This window comes from Klebsiella sp. MS 92-3 (assembly GCF_000195655.1).
GTDB lineage: Bacteria > Pseudomonadota > Gammaproteobacteria > Enterobacterales > Enterobacteriaceae > Klebsiella > Klebsiella pneumoniae.
This window is the reverse complement of record NZ_GL882846.1, coordinates 11,357-31,141: the sequence shown is the minus strand read 5'-3', so window position 1 is coordinate 31,141 and position 19,785 is coordinate 11,357. Positions and strand designations below refer to the sequence as shown.

At 54.3% G+C, this 19,785-nt stretch carries 16 protein-coding genes; all 16 read right to left on the bottom strand.

Annotated features, from left to right (window positions below; genetic code table 11):
* Positions 1–13: 13 nt before the first annotated feature.
* On the bottom strand, positions 14–5,275 hold the full coding sequence (traI, locus tag HMPREF9538_RS06050) for a conjugative transfer relaxase/helicase TraI (protein WP_004153029.1): 5,262 nt from the start codon (positions 5,273–5,275) through the stop codon (positions 14–16).
* Complete coding sequence (gene traD / locus HMPREF9538_RS06055; RefSeq protein WP_004152630.1) at positions 5,275–7,584, bottom strand: type IV conjugative transfer system coupling protein TraD; 2,310 nt, start codon at positions 7,582–7,584, stop codon at positions 5,275–5,277. The genes traI and traD overlap by 1 nt, the downstream gene beginning before the upstream one ends.
* A gap of 359 nt (positions 7,585–7,943) precedes the next feature.
* On the bottom strand, positions 7,944–8,675 hold the full coding sequence (traT, locus tag HMPREF9538_RS06060; RefSeq protein ID WP_004152629.1) for a conjugal transfer complement resistance protein TraT: 732 nt from the start codon (positions 8,673–8,675) through the stop codon (positions 7,944–7,946).
* Positions 8,676–8,864: 189 nt separating this feature from the next.
* A complete protein-coding gene (locus HMPREF9538_RS06065) occupies positions 8,865–9,392 on the bottom strand; it encodes a hypothetical protein (protein ID WP_004153030.1) in 528 nt (175 codons plus the stop codon).
* 5 nt (positions 9,393–9,397) lie between these two features.
* On the bottom strand, positions 9,398–12,247 hold the full coding sequence (traG, locus tag HMPREF9538_RS06070) for a conjugal transfer mating-pair stabilization protein TraG (RefSeq protein WP_004178054.1): 2,850 nt from the start codon (positions 12,245–12,247) through the stop codon (positions 9,398–9,400).
* Positions 12,247–13,617 (bottom strand): conjugal transfer pilus assembly protein TraH, encoded by a 1,371-nt coding sequence (gene traH / locus HMPREF9538_RS06075; RefSeq protein WP_004178055.1) that lies wholly within the window; start codon positions 13,615–13,617, stop codon positions 12,247–12,249. The genes traG and traH overlap by 1 nt, the downstream gene beginning before the upstream one ends.
* Complete coding sequence (locus HMPREF9538_RS06080; RefSeq protein ID WP_004152689.1) at positions 13,604–14,032, bottom strand: hypothetical protein; 429 nt, start codon at positions 14,030–14,032, stop codon at positions 13,604–13,606. The genes traH and HMPREF9538_RS06080 overlap by 14 nt, the downstream gene beginning before the upstream one ends.
* On the bottom strand, positions 14,025–14,597 hold the full coding sequence (gene trbB / locus HMPREF9538_RS06085) for a type-F conjugative transfer system pilin assembly thiol-disulfide isomerase TrbB (RefSeq protein WP_004152688.1): 573 nt from the start codon (positions 14,595–14,597) through the stop codon (positions 14,025–14,027). The genes HMPREF9538_RS06080 and trbB overlap by 8 nt, the downstream gene beginning before the upstream one ends.
* Entirely contained in the window at positions 14,569–14,808 is a 240-nt protein-coding gene (gene traQ / locus HMPREF9538_RS06090; RefSeq protein ID WP_004152687.1) for a type-F conjugative transfer system pilin chaperone TraQ, read from the bottom strand. The genes trbB and traQ overlap by 29 nt, the downstream gene beginning before the upstream one ends.
* A gap of 10 nt (positions 14,809–14,818) precedes the next feature.
* Complete coding sequence (traF, locus tag HMPREF9538_RS06095; protein ID WP_004152686.1) at positions 14,819–15,571, bottom strand: type-F conjugative transfer system pilin assembly protein TraF; 753 nt, start codon at positions 15,569–15,571, stop codon at positions 14,819–14,821.
* Positions 15,572–15,591: 20 nt separating this feature from the next.
* Positions 15,592–15,918 carry a hypothetical protein gene (locus HMPREF9538_RS06100; RefSeq protein ID WP_004152685.1) on the bottom strand — a complete coding sequence of 109 codons (327 nt, stop codon included), beginning with the start codon at positions 15,916–15,918 and terminating at the stop codon, positions 15,592–15,594.
* A gap of 45 nt (positions 15,919–15,963) precedes the next feature.
* Positions 15,964–16,149 (bottom strand): hypothetical protein, encoded by a 186-nt coding sequence (locus HMPREF9538_RS33245; protein ID WP_004152684.1) that lies wholly within the window; start codon positions 16,147–16,149, stop codon positions 15,964–15,966.
* Complete coding sequence (trbE, locus tag HMPREF9538_RS06110) at positions 16,146–16,382, bottom strand: conjugal transfer protein TrbE (RefSeq protein ID WP_004152683.1); 237 nt, start codon at positions 16,380–16,382, stop codon at positions 16,146–16,148. Before trbE ends, HMPREF9538_RS33245 begins: the two co-directional genes overlap by 4 nt.
* Positions 16,383–16,413: 31 nt before the next feature.
* Complete coding sequence (traN, locus tag HMPREF9538_RS06115) at positions 16,414–18,369, bottom strand: type-F conjugative transfer system mating-pair stabilization protein TraN (protein ID WP_004153093.1); 1,956 nt, start codon at positions 18,367–18,369, stop codon at positions 16,414–16,416.
* Positions 18,370–18,416: 47 nt separating this feature from the next.
* Positions 18,417–19,055 (bottom strand): type-F conjugative transfer system pilin assembly protein TrbC, encoded by a 639-nt coding sequence (gene trbC / locus HMPREF9538_RS06120; protein WP_004152682.1) that lies wholly within the window; start codon positions 19,053–19,055, stop codon positions 18,417–18,419.
* 12 nt (positions 19,056–19,067) lie between these two features.
* The coding region (gene traU, locus HMPREF9538_RS06125) for a conjugal transfer pilus assembly protein TraU (RefSeq protein ID WP_009485941.1) at positions 19,068–19,785 on the bottom strand (718 nt) is incomplete at its 5' end.

The following is a 19,785-nucleotide window of genomic DNA, read 5'->3' as shown; positions in this document are numbered from 1 at the left end:
AGCCGCAGGCGCGTCAGTCGCCCCCGAGGGTTTTCTCGCGGTTAAGGTCACGAACCATGTCCCGCTCCACAGCCTGCAGACGCTCACGCTGCAGACGTTCTGAGGCCACCTGTTGAATCGCCTCCTCCTGGCGCCGGAACTGAGGATCATCCGGTAGCGTCGTTTTCTCCGTACCCGGCCGGTCACGCTCCAGTCCGCGAATGACGTCCCCGATAACCTCTTTCACCCGGTCCGCCGGCTCGCCGGCTTTACGCGCCTCCCCGGCCATTTCCCGGGCAGTCTGTTCCGCCTTTTTTTCCATTTCCCGGCGCTGCTGTTCTTCTGCCGCCCGCTGTGCCAGTACCTCTGGCGGGAGGATAATGTCAGCCCCGGCCTGCGGTACCGGAGCCACCGGCGCCGGTTCAGCCCATACCCGCCCACCGGTCATGGCCCCGGGGTTCCAGGGGCGGTCATCACCGGCCAGCCGCACCACCACCCCCGTATCGGGATTGTCGCGGGCCATTCTGACGCCTTCCCCCATATTCCCGGCCAGCAGGCTTTCTCCGTTGCGGCTGTTCTGCAGCGCCACGAACCGGGCGTCTTCATTGCCCATAATTCGTCCCTCTCCGCCGATAGCCTCCAGCCGTCCGTCCCGATCGGTCAGCGGGCTGAGCCAGATACCGGCGGCTTTCCCGTTTTTATCAAATGCCGGCAGCGCCACATGCGGCTGAGGGTACTTTTTCCCCGGAGAAATGAATTTTCCTGGTGAACTTCCCTGTGCCAGACCGGACTGCTGCAGGGCTGCCCGGCCCGCGGCGGTTTCATCCAGTGGCCTTGCCCGCCCGAACAGCAGATCGGCTGTTTTCACCGCCCGGTCGTTACGGGGTTCAAGAATATCGTGCGCCGTCGCTTTCTCAGGTGAATTCTTGATGGCCTTTATCCAGCCCTCACGGTTGTCGGTGTAGACCTGAACATGCTGTTTCATGCGGGATAAAGCCACATAGGCAGACTCAAAGCTGGCCATCTGTTCCCGACCACCGGCCACCCCTTCCAGCGCGATGGCATACGGTTCGCTGGCCCCCTGGGCACCGTGGGCGGTGATGGCGTAGGCGAGGTCGATATGCTGCTGTGCCTGCTCCGCCTTCGGGGTCAGCGTACGGGTGATTTTGCCATCAGACAGCGTGACACTGTCACCCGAAACAGACTGCACTTCCCAGATACTGTTGGCCACATAGCCGCGCTCCGGGTCACTTTTGCTGAAGCGCATTCGGTCCCCCTGAGACACGGTGATCTTTTCCTGACGATAGAGCGTGACGCCTTCTGCCGATGCCTCCCGGGGTGAGATAAATCGCTCCTTTCCTTCACTGTCTGTCAGGGTGATCAGCTGATTATCCTTATCCACCTTGCTGATACGGTGGTATACGTTATCAACCAGCGCCACCGCCTCCTTGTGAGCCGTCCAGGTCGACAGTTTGCGCAGTTCACCGTCACGGATGTTACTCGTGACCAGCACCGGCAGGGTGATTTCCTCTTTGCCGGTTTCCCCGTTCTCCCGCCGTGCGTCATGGATCAGACTGTTCAGCGCCCGCCGGTCCTTATTCAGATGGGTGATCACCAGCGTCTGCGACTGTGCCTCCGGGGTCCGTCCGGTATAGTCCTTCACCAGCGCCTCGTAGAGCGTCGCGGGCTGACCTTCCGGCAGGGTTTTCCCCTCGCTCAGCGCCTTTTCTATCGCCTTTTCCTGCTTTGGCGTGAATTCCACCACAGAACTGCCCGGCGCCCATGCGCCTTCTTTTCTCGGCACCTGCTCCGGCGTGACCTGCTCGATGGTGGTCAGGGCGCGGTGCACATCCCGCTCAATCAGGCTGTAGACCGCCGGTCGCAGCTCAGGCATCTGGCGTACAATCTCTTTCATGATGGCAACGTCGGCGGCGCTGCGCTGCTGCATCAACCTGAACGGCTGGCCCGGCGCGATGGGCTGCAGCTGGTCGTTATCCCCACTGGACACCGCCCGTCCACCGCCGGCGACGATGAGGGAGTGGGCTTTTGCCATATCGGCCAGCCCCACCATTGAGCTCTCGTCGAGCAGGAACAGGGTGTTGCTGAAATCGGGTGTCTGGCCATTGCGCTGCAGCAGCTGCGTGTCGTGGAGGAACGATGCCGTCGTGCGCGCATCCACGCCAGCACTCTGCATTTCCCCGACCGCGCGATGCGTCGGCGCCAGACCGATGACGCGCGGACGGGTCTCTTCCGGCAGCAGACTGATGGCACTCATGACTGCCCGGAACTGGGTGGTTTTCCCCACCCCGGCATACCCCTGAACCACCGTGAAGCGGTCCGTGCTTTCCAGAATCATCCGGGTCGCCGCCCGCTGTCCGGCGGTCAGGTCCGTCATCAGACTGGCCGGCACGCGGTCCATCAGGGGGGCCACCGCGTCTTTACCTTCCAGCACGTGGGTCAGGATGCTTTTTTCGGCGTCCCAGGTCTGACGGGAAATCAGCAGGTCATTGCCGTAGCCGTGCGCCACCGGTACATTCAGCAACTGCCCCGACCTGATTTGTGCCTGGATGGTCGTGTCGATGTCCGCCATCGAAACCTTCCCGCCCCCGGTTTCCATTGCCGTCGCCAGCAGCTGGGGCCGGGAGAAGGTCAGGTCCTGGCTCTCAAGCAGCGGGATGGCCAGGTGAATGGCCTGTTCTGCCGGGGTATGCAGCCCGGCCTTCTGCTGCGCAATGGCCGCATCCAGGTCCGTCTCGCCGGATCGGGACTTCAGCTGCTCTGAGACCACGCTGAACGCGGTATGCCGCGACAGCTTCTCCGTCGTACGCGCCGCATCCTGCGCCGAGTACAGCCGGAGATGACTTCCGCTCTGCGCCAGCTGGTTGAGGGTGGCGTTATCCAGCTCACGCTGCGTCACCGACGCAAAGACCGTTGCCGTCTCGCTAACCGACCTGCCGGGACTTTCCACCCAGCCGTGGCCGATTTTAATACCGTCAAACACGCCCGCGCCCACGGCCAGGGTCTGCGTGGTTTTCTGCCCCGGCCGCTGTACCGTCAGCTGCCCTTCCTCCACTTTCATCACCGTGATGCTTTCCCCGCCCTTCAGGCGTGTGTCCGGTATCTTCCCGAGCACCGCCAGACGTTCCCCCTCTGCCACCGGCAGTGTCTCTGCCCGGAACAGCGTCCACTGGCTGTCGACCGCGGAAACCTTCAGATCCAGACGGACCCCATCCCGGTCTTTCAGGGTCAGCATATTGCTGCTCGCGGTCACCCGGTCAATGACAAAGCGATCGTGCGTCCGGTTCTCCGGATCCCAGCGTTCCATCACCATCCCCTCCCGGTAATAATCCCGCACGCCCCGGCTTTTACTGTCCAGCCACACCGGCGTCAGGGCTGTAATGGTCGTGTCTTTCTCACCCAGCACCCCCTCCTGTCTGAGGGAGTCACGGATAAGGCCGTTGAGTACGCTCTGTTCACGCGTCCCGCTGATTTGGGCCACGCTTTCCTGCCCTTCACGTACGCTGACGGCAAACTCCTGTGCCAGCCGGCTGTAGCGTGCTCCTTTATCCGGTTCACTGATGATGTCGGCTGTGGTCTGTTGGCCGCCCTGCCAGCGATACGTATTCACGCCGCTGTCCTTCAGCACCGTCAGCGCACTGCCGGTCCCGCTGCGCTTCCCGCTGTCTGAGAGCAGGACCTGCACGTTATGGCGCATCGCGCCATCGAGCAGGGAAATCGTTTCCTTCAGGCTCAGCTTCTCCGCCTGATCCACGATGAGTGTTCCGCCCGGAATAAACGCCGTCCCGTCCTGCAGGGCGGATTTACCGGTCACCGTTTCCCCGGCCAGACGCACATCACCGGCGAGAAAATCACGTGAGCGGTTATCGGCCGCCAGGATATGGACGTCACGCCCCTGCTCCCGGGCCATCAGGGTTAACTCGGCCACCCGCTCCCGCTGGCCGGTTGCACCGCCCTGACCGGAAACAATACCCATTACCAGGCGATCCTGCGCCAGCACGCTGACGGCATCGCTGAAAGGGACCTGGCGCACCACAGACGCATCGGGCGTGACGGAGACATGATTCTGGCGCTGTACCTCCTGACTCAGGGCTTTGACGGCGAGTTCATCGAGAACGTGGATGTTTGAGGTGAACAGGCCTTTCTCGCGATCGAGAGGGATAAGCTGCTCCCGTTCAATGGCGGCATCGATGCCCTTTCTCGCCAGATCAAACACACCGTCCTTCGCCTCCAGCTGGCCGACCGTGCGTGCCAGCAGGTCGGCATACGTGAATTGCACCTTGCGGTCGCTGAGACCGGCAATCGCTTTCGTCACCACATCCGTGATATCCGGACCGTCAGTGTTCACCGGCGCGGCAGGTGCACGGGCCAGCTCTGCGGCTCGCGCATCGGCGGCCTCACGGTACCCCCGGATGTCAAACCCGGTCTCCTTCAGCGTGTTCATCCACTCCACCATCTTCTCTGCCGGATCGATGGCTTCTTTCGACTTGCGGGTATCGAGCGCGGCCACATCCCGTGACTTCAGGGAGGCATCGGGTCCTGCAGCCTCCCTGACCTCCTGAGACCGGGTGGAGAAGGGTTCCACAGGGACCCCTTTCATCTCCCACATCCCGTGTTTGCCCACGACTTCCGTCTCATAGCCAAGCTTCTCAACCAGGGGTTTGAACGCCTCCCGGTAAAGCTTCCCGAACGCTATCTGGTTCGCGTACACGTTCTCGATAAAACCTGTTTTACCGATCTTATCTGTGCCGAGAGACTGCCATTTGTCCCCGTTCTGCGTGGCGTTAATGACGACGGCATGGGTGTGTATCTGAGGTTCCTGGTTACGGTTCGTGTCGTGGTTGAATTTCGCCACAATCAGATTTCCGGTCAGCACCGTTTCGCTTTTACCGTCCGTCATGACACGGGTCGCGGCCAGCGTCTCCAGTTGCCGCACCGCTTCGGTTACCGCCTGGTTGTGGGCATCGATAAGGCGTTTATCGCCGCCCAGCATCGCCATGACCGACACGCTTTTGGGGGCCGAGAAGGTCAGGTCATAACCGGGCCGGTGCCTGTTGGCGCCGTCCTGTATCCGGGTCAGGTCGCTGCCATCCGGCAGCTTCCCTTTCAGCAGTTCCGTAAACAGCGCCTTATCCACGGCTTTCCCGTCGATCCCCAGCGCCTCAGCCCCCTTACCCTGCCAGCGTTCGTCCATACTCCCGATAACGTAGTAATTATCCTTATCCGTATAGTAATTACCGGCACTGCCCGCTGATTTAACGGAGCCAATCGACATCATCAGAAGTTCCCCCCAATCTCGACATCATCCTGCTCATCGTGGCGGTGGCTGTGGTTGATATTGACCTCTTCACGCCGCTGCATATCCCGCTGCGTCTGCTCATCAGCCCAAGCGTCATACGCCTGCATGTCTTCAATCACACCGTCCTCGTTCATGCCGGCCGGCAGCATGTCCTGCCCCTGCTCTGCGGACTGCTGCGCCAGCTCCTGTTCTGTCCCGCCTGCAGCTGCTGCAGGGATACCGGCAGAGGACGCTGTTGAGGCAGCAGCGGCCGCTGCGGCTGCTTTTGGTTTGATCAACGGTACGGTCGTGACCCGCAGGACGGGCGGCTCCGTTGCTCTGACGGAAGGTTCCGCTGCCGGCATCTTCGTTGTCGGCGGCGCTTTTACCGGTGCCGGAGATACTGTCATGTCTGCTGGGGCAGGCTGACTGACCGGCTCAGGCTGTTCTCCGGCGTGACTGTCTGTATCAGCCGGCCCCGATGCCGGCGCATCCGGCGTGAAAAGTGCCCTGGCAAGACTCCCTTCAGCTTCCCGCTCTTCAAGCAGCGCACTGAGCCGGGCGTCTACACGCGTATCGAGTCGGCGCGGAATAAATCCCTCGGTAATTTTCGGACGCGGCTTGTATTTGAGGGCCAGCTTCACGGCCGGATACGGTCCGGGCAGCGTGACGTAACAGGACAGGTCCGGCAGCGTCTGAATATCGGAGTAACTGACCAGGGTTTCCCGCTCTTTTTCTTTCCCGGTCGATACACCATCACGCACCGGGTCAGCACCGTAGGAGTACTGCTCGCTGGCCTTGAGGATTTCCTTTTCGCCAATTTCACCGGCAGCAAACTCCGCGATCTCCCTGCTGGGTGAACGGAAGAAGGCCCGGGTGTTCATTACGTCAAAGAGCGTGGCGGCAGGCTTAACGCCATAGATGTCTTCCAGCTGGGCATAGGACTGAATACCGAACACATAACAACCACCAAATTTACGCGCCTCCGGGAGGATTTCGACCAGGTCCGGCAGCTTGTGCAGCGTGGGGAGCTCGTCAGCGAAAATCCAAACACGCCGGTTACGGTTCTCCCCCATCGCCAGCAGGCCGCGGATAGCAATCGACAGCCACATTGAGATAACCGGCTTCAGGGAGGCATGGGTGTCAGCGTTGGAGGAGATAAACAACCAGCCATTGGGTCGGTCCTCACGGACACCCCGCATCCAGTCCCGGATAGTGAATGGCTCGCCGTTCTTCTCAATGCCCTGCAGGTAGCGAATAGCCTTGACGTAGTTGGTCAGCACGGCACGAATGGAGATGGCCGTTTTCTCAATTTTCTCTTCAACCAGGTTCGCTGCCGGCGTGTTCTGCAGATAGGCGCGCAGCTTGTCGATTTTAATGGACAGCATGGTATCGACCAGTTTCTCGTAGCTGCGATCCTTGTCTTCACGCATCAGGTACGCGCCTTCGGCAAAGATAGTGCGACCGGAACCCTGCCAGAACGGGTCTTCTTTGGTACCCATCGGGATAAGGGTGTTGGAGATGTTGTCGAAGTCCGGCAGCGTCAGGCACTCTTTCCACAAATCCCAGGCCGCGCAGCGCGAGTCCAGCGGGTTGAGGATTTTATCCAGTGACGGGTCGTAATAGCTTTTGACGAACTCACAGGAGCGATCGTAAATGATGGCCATATCGCCCCGGGCACGCACGTAGTTCAGTAGCCGGCGGATCACTTCTGATTTACCGGAACCCACGGTACCGTGGAGGCAGAAGTTCTGGATTTCGGAGTTTTTAAGAATAGGCAGGTCGCCAATTTTAATATCGGAGGCCATACCATCACGCTTCATCTGACGGGCCACTTCCTTGGGCTTATCGGAAAGCTGGCGCCCGCCGGTATTCTCATCCTCACTCTGCTGTTTCCCCTGGCGGCCCAGCACCCAGCTGGCGATGAAGAACGTCACGATACAGATGACAAGAGAAACCACGGCAGCAAAGACGAAACCGGTCCACAGCTGCTCTCCGCACCAGATAGTATATTTATCGGCCAGGATTTGTTCTGAGGTATATTCCAGAGACTGGCCGTAATACTGAATGGTGTATACCGGCTGGGAACGAATAATATCGCGCATCGGACCCAGCGTCGTACACCACCAGTATACGCAGCCGTTCACAAAGGTTTGCCAGCTAAGCCTATACATCAGCATCAGCCCGCACAGCACCCAGAATAAAATAAACAGCACGTAGAAAATAATATTGGCAATCTGACCAAACATGCGAAAGCGCATATTGGCGATCTGACCGCCCTGCGTCATATCTTTGGCATTGAAACTCATGGCACTAATCCGTCAGTAAATTATTAGGGTCGAAAGGACAAATCAATCAGCGAAAACAAACCTCACGGCGTTGCAGGGAATAAGCCTCCCCCATAGCAGGGTGTGGATAAATATCGCCAGGCATCAGTTTATGTGTTTCAAGAGACATGACAGGTTCAGATATTGCCATAAATAACCTCTATTCAAATAAAGACGAAAAGATTCCGCCGAAGGCGGCAACGCCTCACAGATGCACAAATAAATTGCGCAACTGTTCACCGTTCAGATCTGGAATTCATAGATTATTTGACGAATTAATTCTGACACACCAGAAAGGGGATGCCAGTATGGCCCGGGGACCGGGCCGTGGAATAGAAAGCTTACAGAATATTAGCGATCGATTTTGCCAGCTGGTCTTCAAGAACAGGCTGGGCTTCAGGGAACTTGAGGTTAACTTTATTAGCGTTAGAGACGACGCGAGTCTGGTATTTGTGCTGATTACCCGTTTCAGTACTTGTCTGCACTTTTGCGCCGGATGTTCCCTGACGTAATACGGCCACGTTATCAGTCTGAACCTGAGTTTTGGTTCTTTCCGCGATCTGAACATCGGTGATCATGGTGTAGTTCACATCTTCCACCATCGCGTCAGCAGCCATACCAACCAGACCGGCTGCAAGTCCTACACCCAGAGTCGCCCCTGCAGAACTGGAGTTGTAAGCGGTAATCCCTGCCCCTAAAGCGGCGCCAGTCACAGCGCCCTCATAACCCCGGCTTAACCAGCCCTGAGACTCACGAAGGTCCATTTTATCGGCCTTAAGCACGTTCGCCTGGATCCAGTAGCCCGCCGTATCCGGGTTACTGACGACCTGATATCCCTTTGAAGTGACGGCGCTGGCAATTTTTGCCTGCAGGCCACTCATATCCTTATCGGAGGTATTTTTGATTTGCAGATAAACCGTCTTATTATTTGAAGGTTCCAGCCAGATTGTTTCGCTCATCTGGGTTTTTACTTCCAGATTTCTCTTTTTAATGGCGGTTCCCATTGCACTACATCCAGATAACACCAGCGCAGAGCTGACGACCATCACAGCCATGACTTTATTAAGCTTCATCCTGAATCCTTGTGACATAATCAATACGAGTAAATACACATTCTCTTATGATTTCGGAATGCGCATTCACTATATGCGAATTTTAAGCGAGATGTAAAAACCAATAACAACCTAGACAGATAATAATAACCAAAAGAAATTTTTAGTCTGTTAATAAACCACCATAATTGATAGGTCGCTTCTGGATGATTACCCCCCCAACTTTTCCGCTCGGAAAGAGTTTATTGCAGAGGTGAGCAATGATAGCTGATAGCGTCCAAAATCCAGATTCATGACAAAACCAAAAAAAACAGACGTTAAAATAACCATAAATGCAAAAGAAAATGGCGTGTCATAAACCACTCTATTACAAATAGCTAATAACATAATCACTGCCATGTACACAACAGCATAAATCAAAACCTTCTTAGAAAAAAAGCGATATATATTCGATTTTTCTCTAAAGTTTTTAGGAACTGACAAAAAGAGAGAGCGTGAACTGGCAATACCTAGGAGCATAATGATACTGACCCCGACAGGAAAAACCAAAACATGAAATATATACTTTCCGGTCAAATAAACAGCATCCACACTAATTACAGCGCAAAGCATATTCCATGCAACTAACACTACGCCAGGCCAAAGGCACTTCCAAAAAGATGGAATTTCAGTCTTCCCTTGTGAAAGTAGATTTTTCAGCTCCTCCACTTCCTCAATAAGTAGTTTGTTCGTAATCATCATTTTTACCTTTTACCATCAAGATAATCCTTTTGAATTTTCGCCGCTTTTGCCTCTAACTCAGTAGGCGAGTCAGCTCCTGGTAAAGATTTCACCTTACTCTTTCTTTCATTATAATCACCTTTAAACTCATTTGCTTTTGTTTTATGGTCCTTTTCCATTTCAGTATTCTCATTTTTCACCTCTGCGCCTTGCCGTTGTATGTTTTCGCGGGTTTCCTGCTGCTGTTGTTTATTCTCTGTAATCATCCCACCAACTTTCTGATCCACATTATCCTTAATACCCGCATCTTGCGTCATAGCATCGATACGACCAGAATTTTGTCGGTAGTCGGCCATTACCGATCCATTGTCACCACCACCTGACACCCCAGCCATATTCTGTCCAATGCTTTCACGACCCTGTTGATACGCAGCATCAACCCTGGGTTCTACCTGCTCTTTGACGAATTCACGCGCCAGGGCTTCACGCTGCGCCGCAATTTCAGGAGAACTGGTATTGGTCAGAATGGCCTCTGCATCCTGTGGAGCACGATGCTGAACAAAGTTCGCAAACTGCTGAGTCAGGTTTTCGTTCATCTGGCCAGTCATGCTCTCTGTGCGTGACGCCATCTCACTGTACTCATGGCTGCGTGTCCGGCTGCTTGTATACTGGTCATAGCTGTTTTTGGCACTGGAGAGTGACGCGGCAAACTGGTCAACACGCGAGCTGGCATTATTATCGGTAATGTTGCCCGATGTGGTGGTTTTGCGGCTGGTAAAGTAATCGGATGCTTCCTTAAAGTCTTTGGCCGCCTGACTACTGGTATCATGTCGGCTGTCATTCGATTCACGACCGGAAGTGCCAACATTATCTGTGTTACCCGAGCTGTGGGTCCAACCCGCACTGCCTTTAACTCCGGCCTCAGCAGATAACCCAGTTCCCCATTTACCTAGCTTACCAAACAGCTGATCCCCTGAACTCCACTTACCAGATCCGTATAAATCAACGCCCTGCGTACTTTTAGCTGAATCATCCATCAACTGCTGGAAAGACTCCTCATTACTGATGTTGTTGGCTTTCGCATTAGCAACAACCGCATTCCACATCTTGCTTCTGGCCATCGAGTCCTGCGAAGACTCGGTAGTATCAGCTCCGGTCGTTGTTGAGGCGCTGTTCCCTTTATTGGTACCAAATTGCTGCAGACTATTCCAGGCACTTGTCACGCTGCTGTTATAGCCATGCAGCGCGCTTTCGGCCTGGACATCAGCCTCACGGGCCATCTGTTGCTGCGCACTGGCTATCTGACGACCGACGTTGATATCCACCGGCAGTTTTGACATTGCACCACCACTGTCCCAGACCATCGATCCATCCCTCGTCTGCGTGCTCATGCCCCCATTCGCCAGCTGCCGTGACATCTGTCCGAAACTGGTTGTACTGTTGGTACCCCAGCTGTAGCCGCTGACGTTCTCCATCTGCATGTTGGCGAAAGAGTAATTGCCGTCCACCACGCCGGAGGCAGCCTGCGATGTTGCACTGAGCCCCGATGAAGAAAAATGGCTGTAGGCACTGGAGAAGGCTGCTCCCATGCTCTTCACGATCCCCCACGACAAAGGCGGTATCATCACGGCAATATAGCCCGCGGTGGTCGCAATATCCGAGTTTTTGAGCTGAACCTGCGACAACTCAGAGAGAACGACTGGGACGCCATTTTGCTTCGCATAGTAGGCCATTGCGCTGTTCAGGATGGCGAACAGTAATGGCCACGTCTGCAGCCAGATAAGCGCAAACACATACCCCTTTAGCACCTGCAGAGTCATCATATTAAACATGGCGGCCATCACCATGATCGGGAACATCCCAATCATTATCCCCATGATAACGGTCTGCATCAGCGGAAGTGTGCGAAGCGCCTGGTGCCCCATTGTGGCCTGTGCCAGCCGCTGCTTTTCAAGGGATGATGTGTTAGCCATATTGACCAGACTGGCGGTGTCCCCGCTGCGGGCCGCATAACTCTGGATCCCACTGCGCAGGGCGTTCATCGTGACGTTCTGGCGGATAATCTGCCCGGCGCTCTGTCCCGAGCTGTAGAAGTAATTGTAGCTGTCGCCAATCATCTGGCTGAAAAGCAGATCGGGATTAGGTTTGCCGCCAAACAGCTGACGAACATAGTAGTTCCAGGTTTTACCGCCTGTCTGAGTATCCAGCACGAGAGCCGATTTCAGATCCCGTGAGGCCTCCTCGCATGTCTGGAACTGGTTGTTTTTGTCAAACACGCCACGCAGTGGACTCGGGTTTGCAAAAATCAGGGTATACGGATCAGGTGAATTCAGTAATTCCTCAAAAGAGTACTTATGATTGAGGAAAATATCGCCCATCACACAGTTTTGTACGTAATCGGAAAACAGCGTCGTAATCTGAGGATTTTGTGACAAAAAATCCGTACTTTTCGCGACCAGATTACTGCCAAATAACATCCCCGTTTTACTGTACGTGACACTGTCCGGCAGAGCGAAGACCATCTCATAACTCTGGATAAGCGCGTTTCCTGCCCGTGTTGTCAGCGACGCCGGAATCGCCAGACCAATAGGCACATTATCGACTTCATAGACCTGCGCAACGTTACTGTAATCGATGATCTGCACAGGGGTACGAATGACAACCAGCATAGAGACCAGGGTGAGGGAAAAGACCCAGCCAATAAGGTCCATTACGTTGTGTTTTTTTACCCAGTTCCCCGCCACAATGAGTACCGAGATGGCGATACACATCTTTTCTATAGTCGACCATGTGCTGGTCCCCATAAACGCCGCAATCGCGTTCAGGTTGCCCCGTAACCAGTCGCCGCCAGCAATGGCATATATCTCAAGCATTACAGATTCCCCCCAAAATGATAGTTATTCTGGTAGCGGGTCATCATGCGGGCAGAGACCTGCTGGCGCATGTAACTCATTTGTCTGTCAACCACAAGCAAGGCGTCCTGCTGAACCTGAACACGGGACTGAAAAGCGGCAATCTGGACACTCGCCTGATTGAGGTTTTCCATGATCATATCCATTGTCGACTGGGGATAATTACCGGTTGAAATCATCGCCCGGGCCTGCTGGATAAGTTCCTGAATGTACTGCAGCAGGATGTCGTAGCCGATATAGTCCGTCAGCTGGTAAATAAGTGAGTTAGACACCCCGAGCATCTGCGGATCGACCAGGTATTTGAATACCGGAATGGTGGTGCTGGAGATAAACCCTTTCTCCTGATCCGTCAGTTTTTCATCAGCCACTGCTTTATTCTGGATACTGCTTAACAAAGCGGAAATCTGGCTTTTTAGCGCTTTATTGGAAGTGATGGTCACGGTCGCATCAGCAACGACCTTAAGACACTTATCCGAATCATTGCAGTGGTAGATTTTAGCCGTGCCGCCCTCCATCATGGCTCTAATCAGATCCTGGTCAGTGGTGCGTGCCGGCAGCGGCGTGATTTCACTGTTCTCCCCGAAAATCAGCGTACCGGTGAGCGTCATGATGAATTCCTTCAGCTCCTTATTGCCGTCGAAGAGCCGGTTCTTCGATAAGGCATTCCACATGATGTTGATGTTTTTCATCACACGTTCTTTGTCTTTATCGCTGGCCTTATCCTGGACGCTGTCCATCTTGCCGCCCACCGTACAACCCTGGCGCGACGCGGCCCAGTCCGAAAAGATATTGCTTTCACCGGCAATGTCCTGGCAGACCTTTTGTTGAGCGACCTGGGTACGAGGAAACAGGCCACCCACAATTCCCTGAGCAGCCTGGCAGGAACTGAGGTTCATGCTGTTCATGTCAGTGGCCATCTTTTGAAGGAAGTCCTTTGCGGTTTTAATCTCCGGTACCGTGGTTTGCAAAGCGAGATCAAAAAAGTACCCCGCGGCGTTGCTCATGATTTGTTTTGCGAACCTCTGCAGCTGCTCGCTGTTGATATAGCTGAATGACCCTAGATAGGCATCAATCCCTCCGCAGCCGGCATTAATATCAGGGAGCGTCATGCTGACCAGCTGGATCGTTTTCACCTGCGTTCTGGCATACAGCGAACCGCCGGAGGCGTAACCCGCAGCCTGTCCCTGCCAGACCTGCGGCTGGCTGGTATTGGACGCAAAGCCCAGCTTATTGAAGAAGTTATTCATGTCACCGTTAACATCTGCAGCCGCCGTCAATGACACCCCTAGCAACATCCCACAAAGCACCGATAATGGTTTACGGATGAACATCAGGCTCTCCTTCTTTCATTTTATTTTTCCGTCGAAGGTTGCGGTTTAAATATCTCTGGAAGCTTTTTTCAAAGGCATATTCAAACCAAAAAGCTAGTTCGGCAATGAGTACCCCCAGCAAAGCCGTTGCCAGACAACCAATGGAAAGCGAGAAAAGAATAAAGGGAACGAAATACATCAGGACATTCCACTGATTGATGATGTTATTTGCCGACTCCAGTTTTTCCGGCGGGGTTAACAGGTCAGTGAACACATTGAAAAAAGCATGGCTTCCCCACCACAGAAATAATCCGGCAAAACCAAACATAAAAGCGAGACAATAATAAACATCGAATCTCTTTTGCCGGGATAACTTCAGGCGTTTATTTCTTTCCAGTACGGGTATCGAAGAATATATTTTGTTGAGATTATCCATTATTCGGGTTCTCCATCATCTGAAATACCGTATCCACTCTGGCCATAAAGCCCTGCGCATCCGTGGCGCCCTGCAGGATCGGGTACGCTGCCAGCGTGTTTACGTTCACCAGAAACGTGGTCGGGGTGGCCACCGGGATATTCGGGAAAAAGGTCTGCATCACGTCAGGAGGCGCCGGCAGCGCTTCAGGAAACGCATCATCACCCTGTCCGTCAATGGTGTAAGAAAACACGGAGAAGCCATACTGTCCGGCCAGCTGTTTCAGCACCGGGTCAAATTTATGACAGTAGGGACAGTGCCCCTGCATGAACAGCACCACTTTCCAGTCGCGCAGGTCCACCTGCTTTCCGTTGCTGAGTCGTAACCAGCGAGGCTGAGATGCCCCGCTCACCGCCTGGGGAGTGCTGCTCTGCGGGGAAGCAGTTTCAGTACCGGAGATTCCCTGCGGATCCCAGAGCGACTTCACCTCATCGAGCGTTCCCGCATGTGCCATCCCGGCCAGAGCAAGGGAAAGAGCCAGTGCCGCCAGCGGCGTCTTAGCGAGGTTCTTCAGGCTGTTTTTCACAGGCTTTCTCCTCTTTTTCGGCTTCAGCAATCAGGGCGTTAAGAATGCGGTATCCCCCAAACACCACCATACCCAGCCCGAAGATTTCCCCGGCCTGGACGGCCAGCTCAGGCTGCTTTCTGACAAGCCGGGCTATCAGGTGGAAAAACACGCCCACGGCCAGCACCCACATCCCGGTGATATCTAAATCCGGAAAACGAATATTTCGCATGACACACTCCTTAGAAATTCGGTTTAAAGTCGCTGGAGACATAGAGGAACTGTTTCGCCAGGTCGTCCTGACTGATAAAGCCGTAACTGAGAGGCTTAACCTGGCCACTTTTCGGGTTAACCAGCATCATCGCGGGGAAGAACTTCACGCCAAGCTGCTCTGCCTGGCCCTGGTCTGTCCGGCTGTCGGGCAGCATGGGGTTAATCACTCCGTCAACCGACACCGGTATCACGCTCAGGCCATAGGTTTCGCGAAAATTTTTAATCACCTGGACCAGCTGGCCATCGATCGCTTCCCGGCCCCGGTAGAAGAACATCACGCCGTAGTGCTGTGCGAGGGTGGAGATAGCCTGTCGCTGTTCGGCATAGTCGGCAGCGAGCTGGTTTTTTACCGTGCCGTTGTAGTAGCTGTGCTGCAGGTTGTAATCGAGTTCGGGGTTTTCCAGCATCGCTTTCTTCGCACTCATCGAGAACAAACCTGCCTGCTGCGTCCAGTAGTTCTGCAGCCGGAAATACTTCACGAAGTTTTCAGACGATGGATACAGAATGGCTTCGTACAACGACCGTTTGGTGGCCGCCTGGAGTGTGGCGAGTTTCTCCAGAATATCCATTTGCGGCGGTGGTGCCGCTGGTGCGGCTTTCCTTTCCTCATCACGGGGCTTAAGTTTCTCGTTGTACCACTGCCAGCCCGCGTCTTTGGCGAAAGCCGGCATCAGGGCGCAGCAAAGGCATCCCGCCAGCATGGCGGCATGTATTGTTCGCATGGCAAATACCCTTTTATGAATTATTGCGACTGGCGTGACAGATGCTGATAGACACTGTATTTATCGAGCTGGCGCTGTATCTTTCCTGCATCATCACGGGCTTCAAAGCGGTAACCGCTGCAGTACAGAGGCAGATGATTTATCTGAAGGTCCACCCGCTCCCCGTCCCTGACCACCCACGCGGCCTGAGAAACAGTGTCGCACTGGATCCCCCAGGCCCGGTTGGTGGTCATAAATGCGTTAACCTGCCTGTCCCGCCACAGGCTGTACGACATTATGCTGACCAGGATAAGGACAAACACCCCGACAAACACCATGACCAGCCCGTATGCTTTTTTCTCTTCCATGAACACTCCTGTCTGTTTTGCTGATTAAAGCGGTGACGTCCGTCTTTATGGCATTAATCGTCTGGCTATAATCGTGAGAACAAAAATAAACAATAAAGATCTAACAACCACGAACCCATCATCGCTCGTTAATAACGTTGCCATGTTAATTATCAACAGAACAGGAATAAGGATTACCCCTGCTAACCTGAACCAATCTTTAAACTTATTAAACCTGCGCACCGTCTTCATTCTTCCTCCGTCTTTTTCCGTAACAACGCGGCAAGCGAACTAAAAAAGAGATAGCTCACGAACCAGAAAAAACCAACCGCAACAATAAAAACCACACTCTCGACATAATCACTCCCCGACGTCGCTTTGACGGCATCCCAGGAGAAATAAATCACCGGTGAAATAATGATTATTGTCAGCGTTAATCTCAGAACAAAATCAATGGCATGCTGTTTGTGAAAATTAATTTTCATGATTATCGGTCTCTTTATTAGTCAGCATGGTTTATTGCGCGGATTGCTGACTCATGATTTCCTTAATTCGTTCCTTGGTCTTATTGGTGAGAACATCGTTTTCCGGTATTTTTTGATTTTTCATCAGGTCGTCCATAAAATTGGTGAAATCAAGCATGTTAAAGTCGATCCTCTGGAGCTCTTCAACCGTAATCCCCCGACAGTCAGGACTGCTGGCGCCGCCAAAACCGATATGCAACTGACCATTTCTTCCCTGCTGCTGAACGATCTGCGCCAGTTTTGAGTCGAACTGGCAATAGCTCCTTTTTTTCTCCAGGCAAATCCCCAGAACCTTTTTAGAGCAGAATTCCCCGATACTGACCGTCAGCTTGTCTTTTTTCGCTTTGGCCAGCGCCTTTTCCTCGCTGCTGCAGCGTGCCAGCCCCACATCCTGGCCCCAGCCGCTGTCTTTGCAGCAGTTACTGAAGCCGGCAGCAAACTTCTTACAGAACTTCGCTTTTCCGGTGAAGGCCCGGACATCCACCCCGTTCAGTGCCGCGACGTCCTTCCCCGCGGTAGCCAGTGCCGCCAACTCAGACACCGCCTGCCCAAAGTCGTTGCTCTTCCCGGACGTGGCTTTGTCACATTCACCATCAAGGCAGAAGACATCACCGCCGCAGATCATTTGCTTGCCACTCGTCCTGGTTTCGCAGGAATACGTTGCATATTCATGCAGGCACGTGCCTTCCTCGCTGGAGAAGGCGCACTGGCGGGATGACAGAGTACAGGCCGTATTTTTCATCAGGCTTTCACAGGAGCCGTTGTCCGCCGGTTGCGTGAGCCAGGTATCCTTATATTTCCAGCATGCTTCCGTGAACGAGTAATCCCTGCCTCCGAGGGTGATGGTTCGCGTTCCTCCCGGGCTGATACATTCCTCGCCCGTTTTTTTTCCTTCATCCTTACTGAACGGACAGCTTTCAACCCAGACGACTTCAGGTGCGTAGACGGTTTCGGTTTCTTCCATCACCAGGGTGACCGTGACCTGTACGGGTTTCTGGCTGGCCGATGATACGGTCCGTGATGTTTTGCTTACTGAAAAGTTCTGGCCTGCATTAACCGCTTTGTCCACACCAAACGACTGATGAATCTTCCCCTTCCCGTCATAGGTATATTTCGTACAATGCGTGTTCTGACCGCCTGAACACATCGATTCTGAACGTGGCCAGCTGATCACATCAATGGGGAACGTTCGTTCAAAGAGGGTCAGGCTTTCACTGACTGCACTCTTGCAGCTATCCCGCACCTTCCCTTCGGAATCGCATTCTTCAATCCAGGGGATCACCAGAGGCTCACCATCCACCGAGGCATTCAGCAGACGACCATTGGTCGGGATCGTCAGGTTGCCACTCCATTGCCGGGTACTCCGGGCATAATTCAGCGTCACCACCTGCTGATAGGTTCGGTTAACTTTCTGCGTGGTGGCGTTATCCTTCAGGGTCGCTTCCCGTGTACAAAAATTTTCCACCTGCAGATCACGTTCGCAGGTATGATTTGTGAATTCGCTGCGGTTAACAACCTGGGCGGTACAGGACTGTCCGGTATCGCCGACAATGCTGTCGGCGCGGGATTCTGTATCCTTTGCGGCCTGAATAAACGGCGCATCCTGAGATATCTGATCCGGTGGCCGGTTCGTGAACGACTCAGTAATCGCTTTGCCGGTATCTCCCTGGCTGAACTCCAGGGCTGAATCGCTTTTCAGAGAGCTGTCTCCGCTGGCAGTGACGCCGCCATAGTATTTTGTCTGATCAGGGCTGTCGGTATACCCCGGCAGGTTTTGCTCACCACTGAAATTTTTCAGTGAGTTCAGACCATTGCTCTGCACCTGTTTCGCAAAATCCGAACCAGCTTTATAGTCGCTTCCACTGTCAGCACAGGCGGGGGATGCCAGCCAGATAAAGGCGCTCAGGACAAAAAAATGCGCAGTCAGTACGGAAATAACCGTCTTCATTTCCACCCTCACCATTTCCGGTAACGCCATGAAGTACGGTTTATCTTTCATGGCTGGCTCCCGGCGGCATTCGAGGGCGCATCAAGCATCTGCCGGGCCACCTGTGCGCAGTCACCGGTTTGTGCGACTTTCTCCAGCGCCTGTTTGACGTGAATGTTACCGCGTACCACGTCATACCCGGCCTGACACCGTACCACCAGAGACGGCACACTCCGGATGCTGTACTGCGTATATAGTGTCGGGTCGATCTGCACTCCGTCGGTCACGCCATCCTTCACCAGCTGCAGCACCGCGTCAGTGGTGGTCTTCATGTCGTTATTGACGAGCCCACGCAGTGTCGCCGGAATGCCGTACTGCCGGGTTTCGTGCAGCATCCGCTTCAGCCCCTCTTCAGGTATCGAGAAGGAGACAAAGTACAGCGCCCCTTCTGCCGGCTTTTCCTGATTCGCCGCTTTCTGCTGGCTGACCAGATTATCGATAAACTGGCGGTCTGATTTGGGCAGAGGATTACGGTTGATTTGCGCCTCAAGCTCCTGCTGCAGCTGTTTATCCGGATGCTGGTGCAGCTGTTCGCTGAGGTTCTCCTGCTGCTTCAGCCATTCTCTGTCTGTAACAGAGGAGGTTTCAGCCAACACTGCTCGTCCGGTCAGCAAAAGCATGACCATAAACAGATTCATTAATTTCATGAGAGACTCCTGTCAGAGAAAGACACAATTGCGTTTACGCCACATCAGATAGCCATAGTTCTTACGGGTGTTGGGTGGATTTTTACCGGCCTCCCAGCGCATCACGCTGCGCCCCACGGGATGGCATTGGCCGCTGTCCGGGTACATGTTCACCATCTGATAGCGCCAGCGCTCTTTGGGGATGATCGGGGACGGATACTCATAGCAGACCGCCTTGTCCTTCCCGATGCTCTCCATAATTTGTCCCTGCCGGTGAAGCTTGTACGCCATGCGCTCGCTGACAAGTAACGAGGACTGCAGCGGACTGGACTCGTTGCTTACCCAGCCGCTAAACGGGTACATCGAACCCTGAGAGCCGGCACACCAGAACAGAATATCGAGTGGCATATGAAACGCGCTGGCCATAGCGTCAGCCGCGCACGCCCCCTGTGCGATGGGGTTGGCAAACAGGATGGCTTCCGGATTCAGAATGGTGGTGAGGCTGCTGTCCACCCAGGTCGGGTCAATCTCGGACAGATAGGCTATATCCATGTCTCCGCCTTCCAGACAGCCTGCGGAGGTGATGATGTTCAGCCAGTAGGTCAGCGGGTACTTGTACCAGTGAACGTGATAAAAAGCGCCGTTCACCTGCTTGTCGTCCTTTCTCGCGGTCCCCATACCGGTCTTGCCGAGATTGATACTGAAGCCCCCCAGATTGACCATACAGCCAGGCGAACGGCTGACGTCCGCC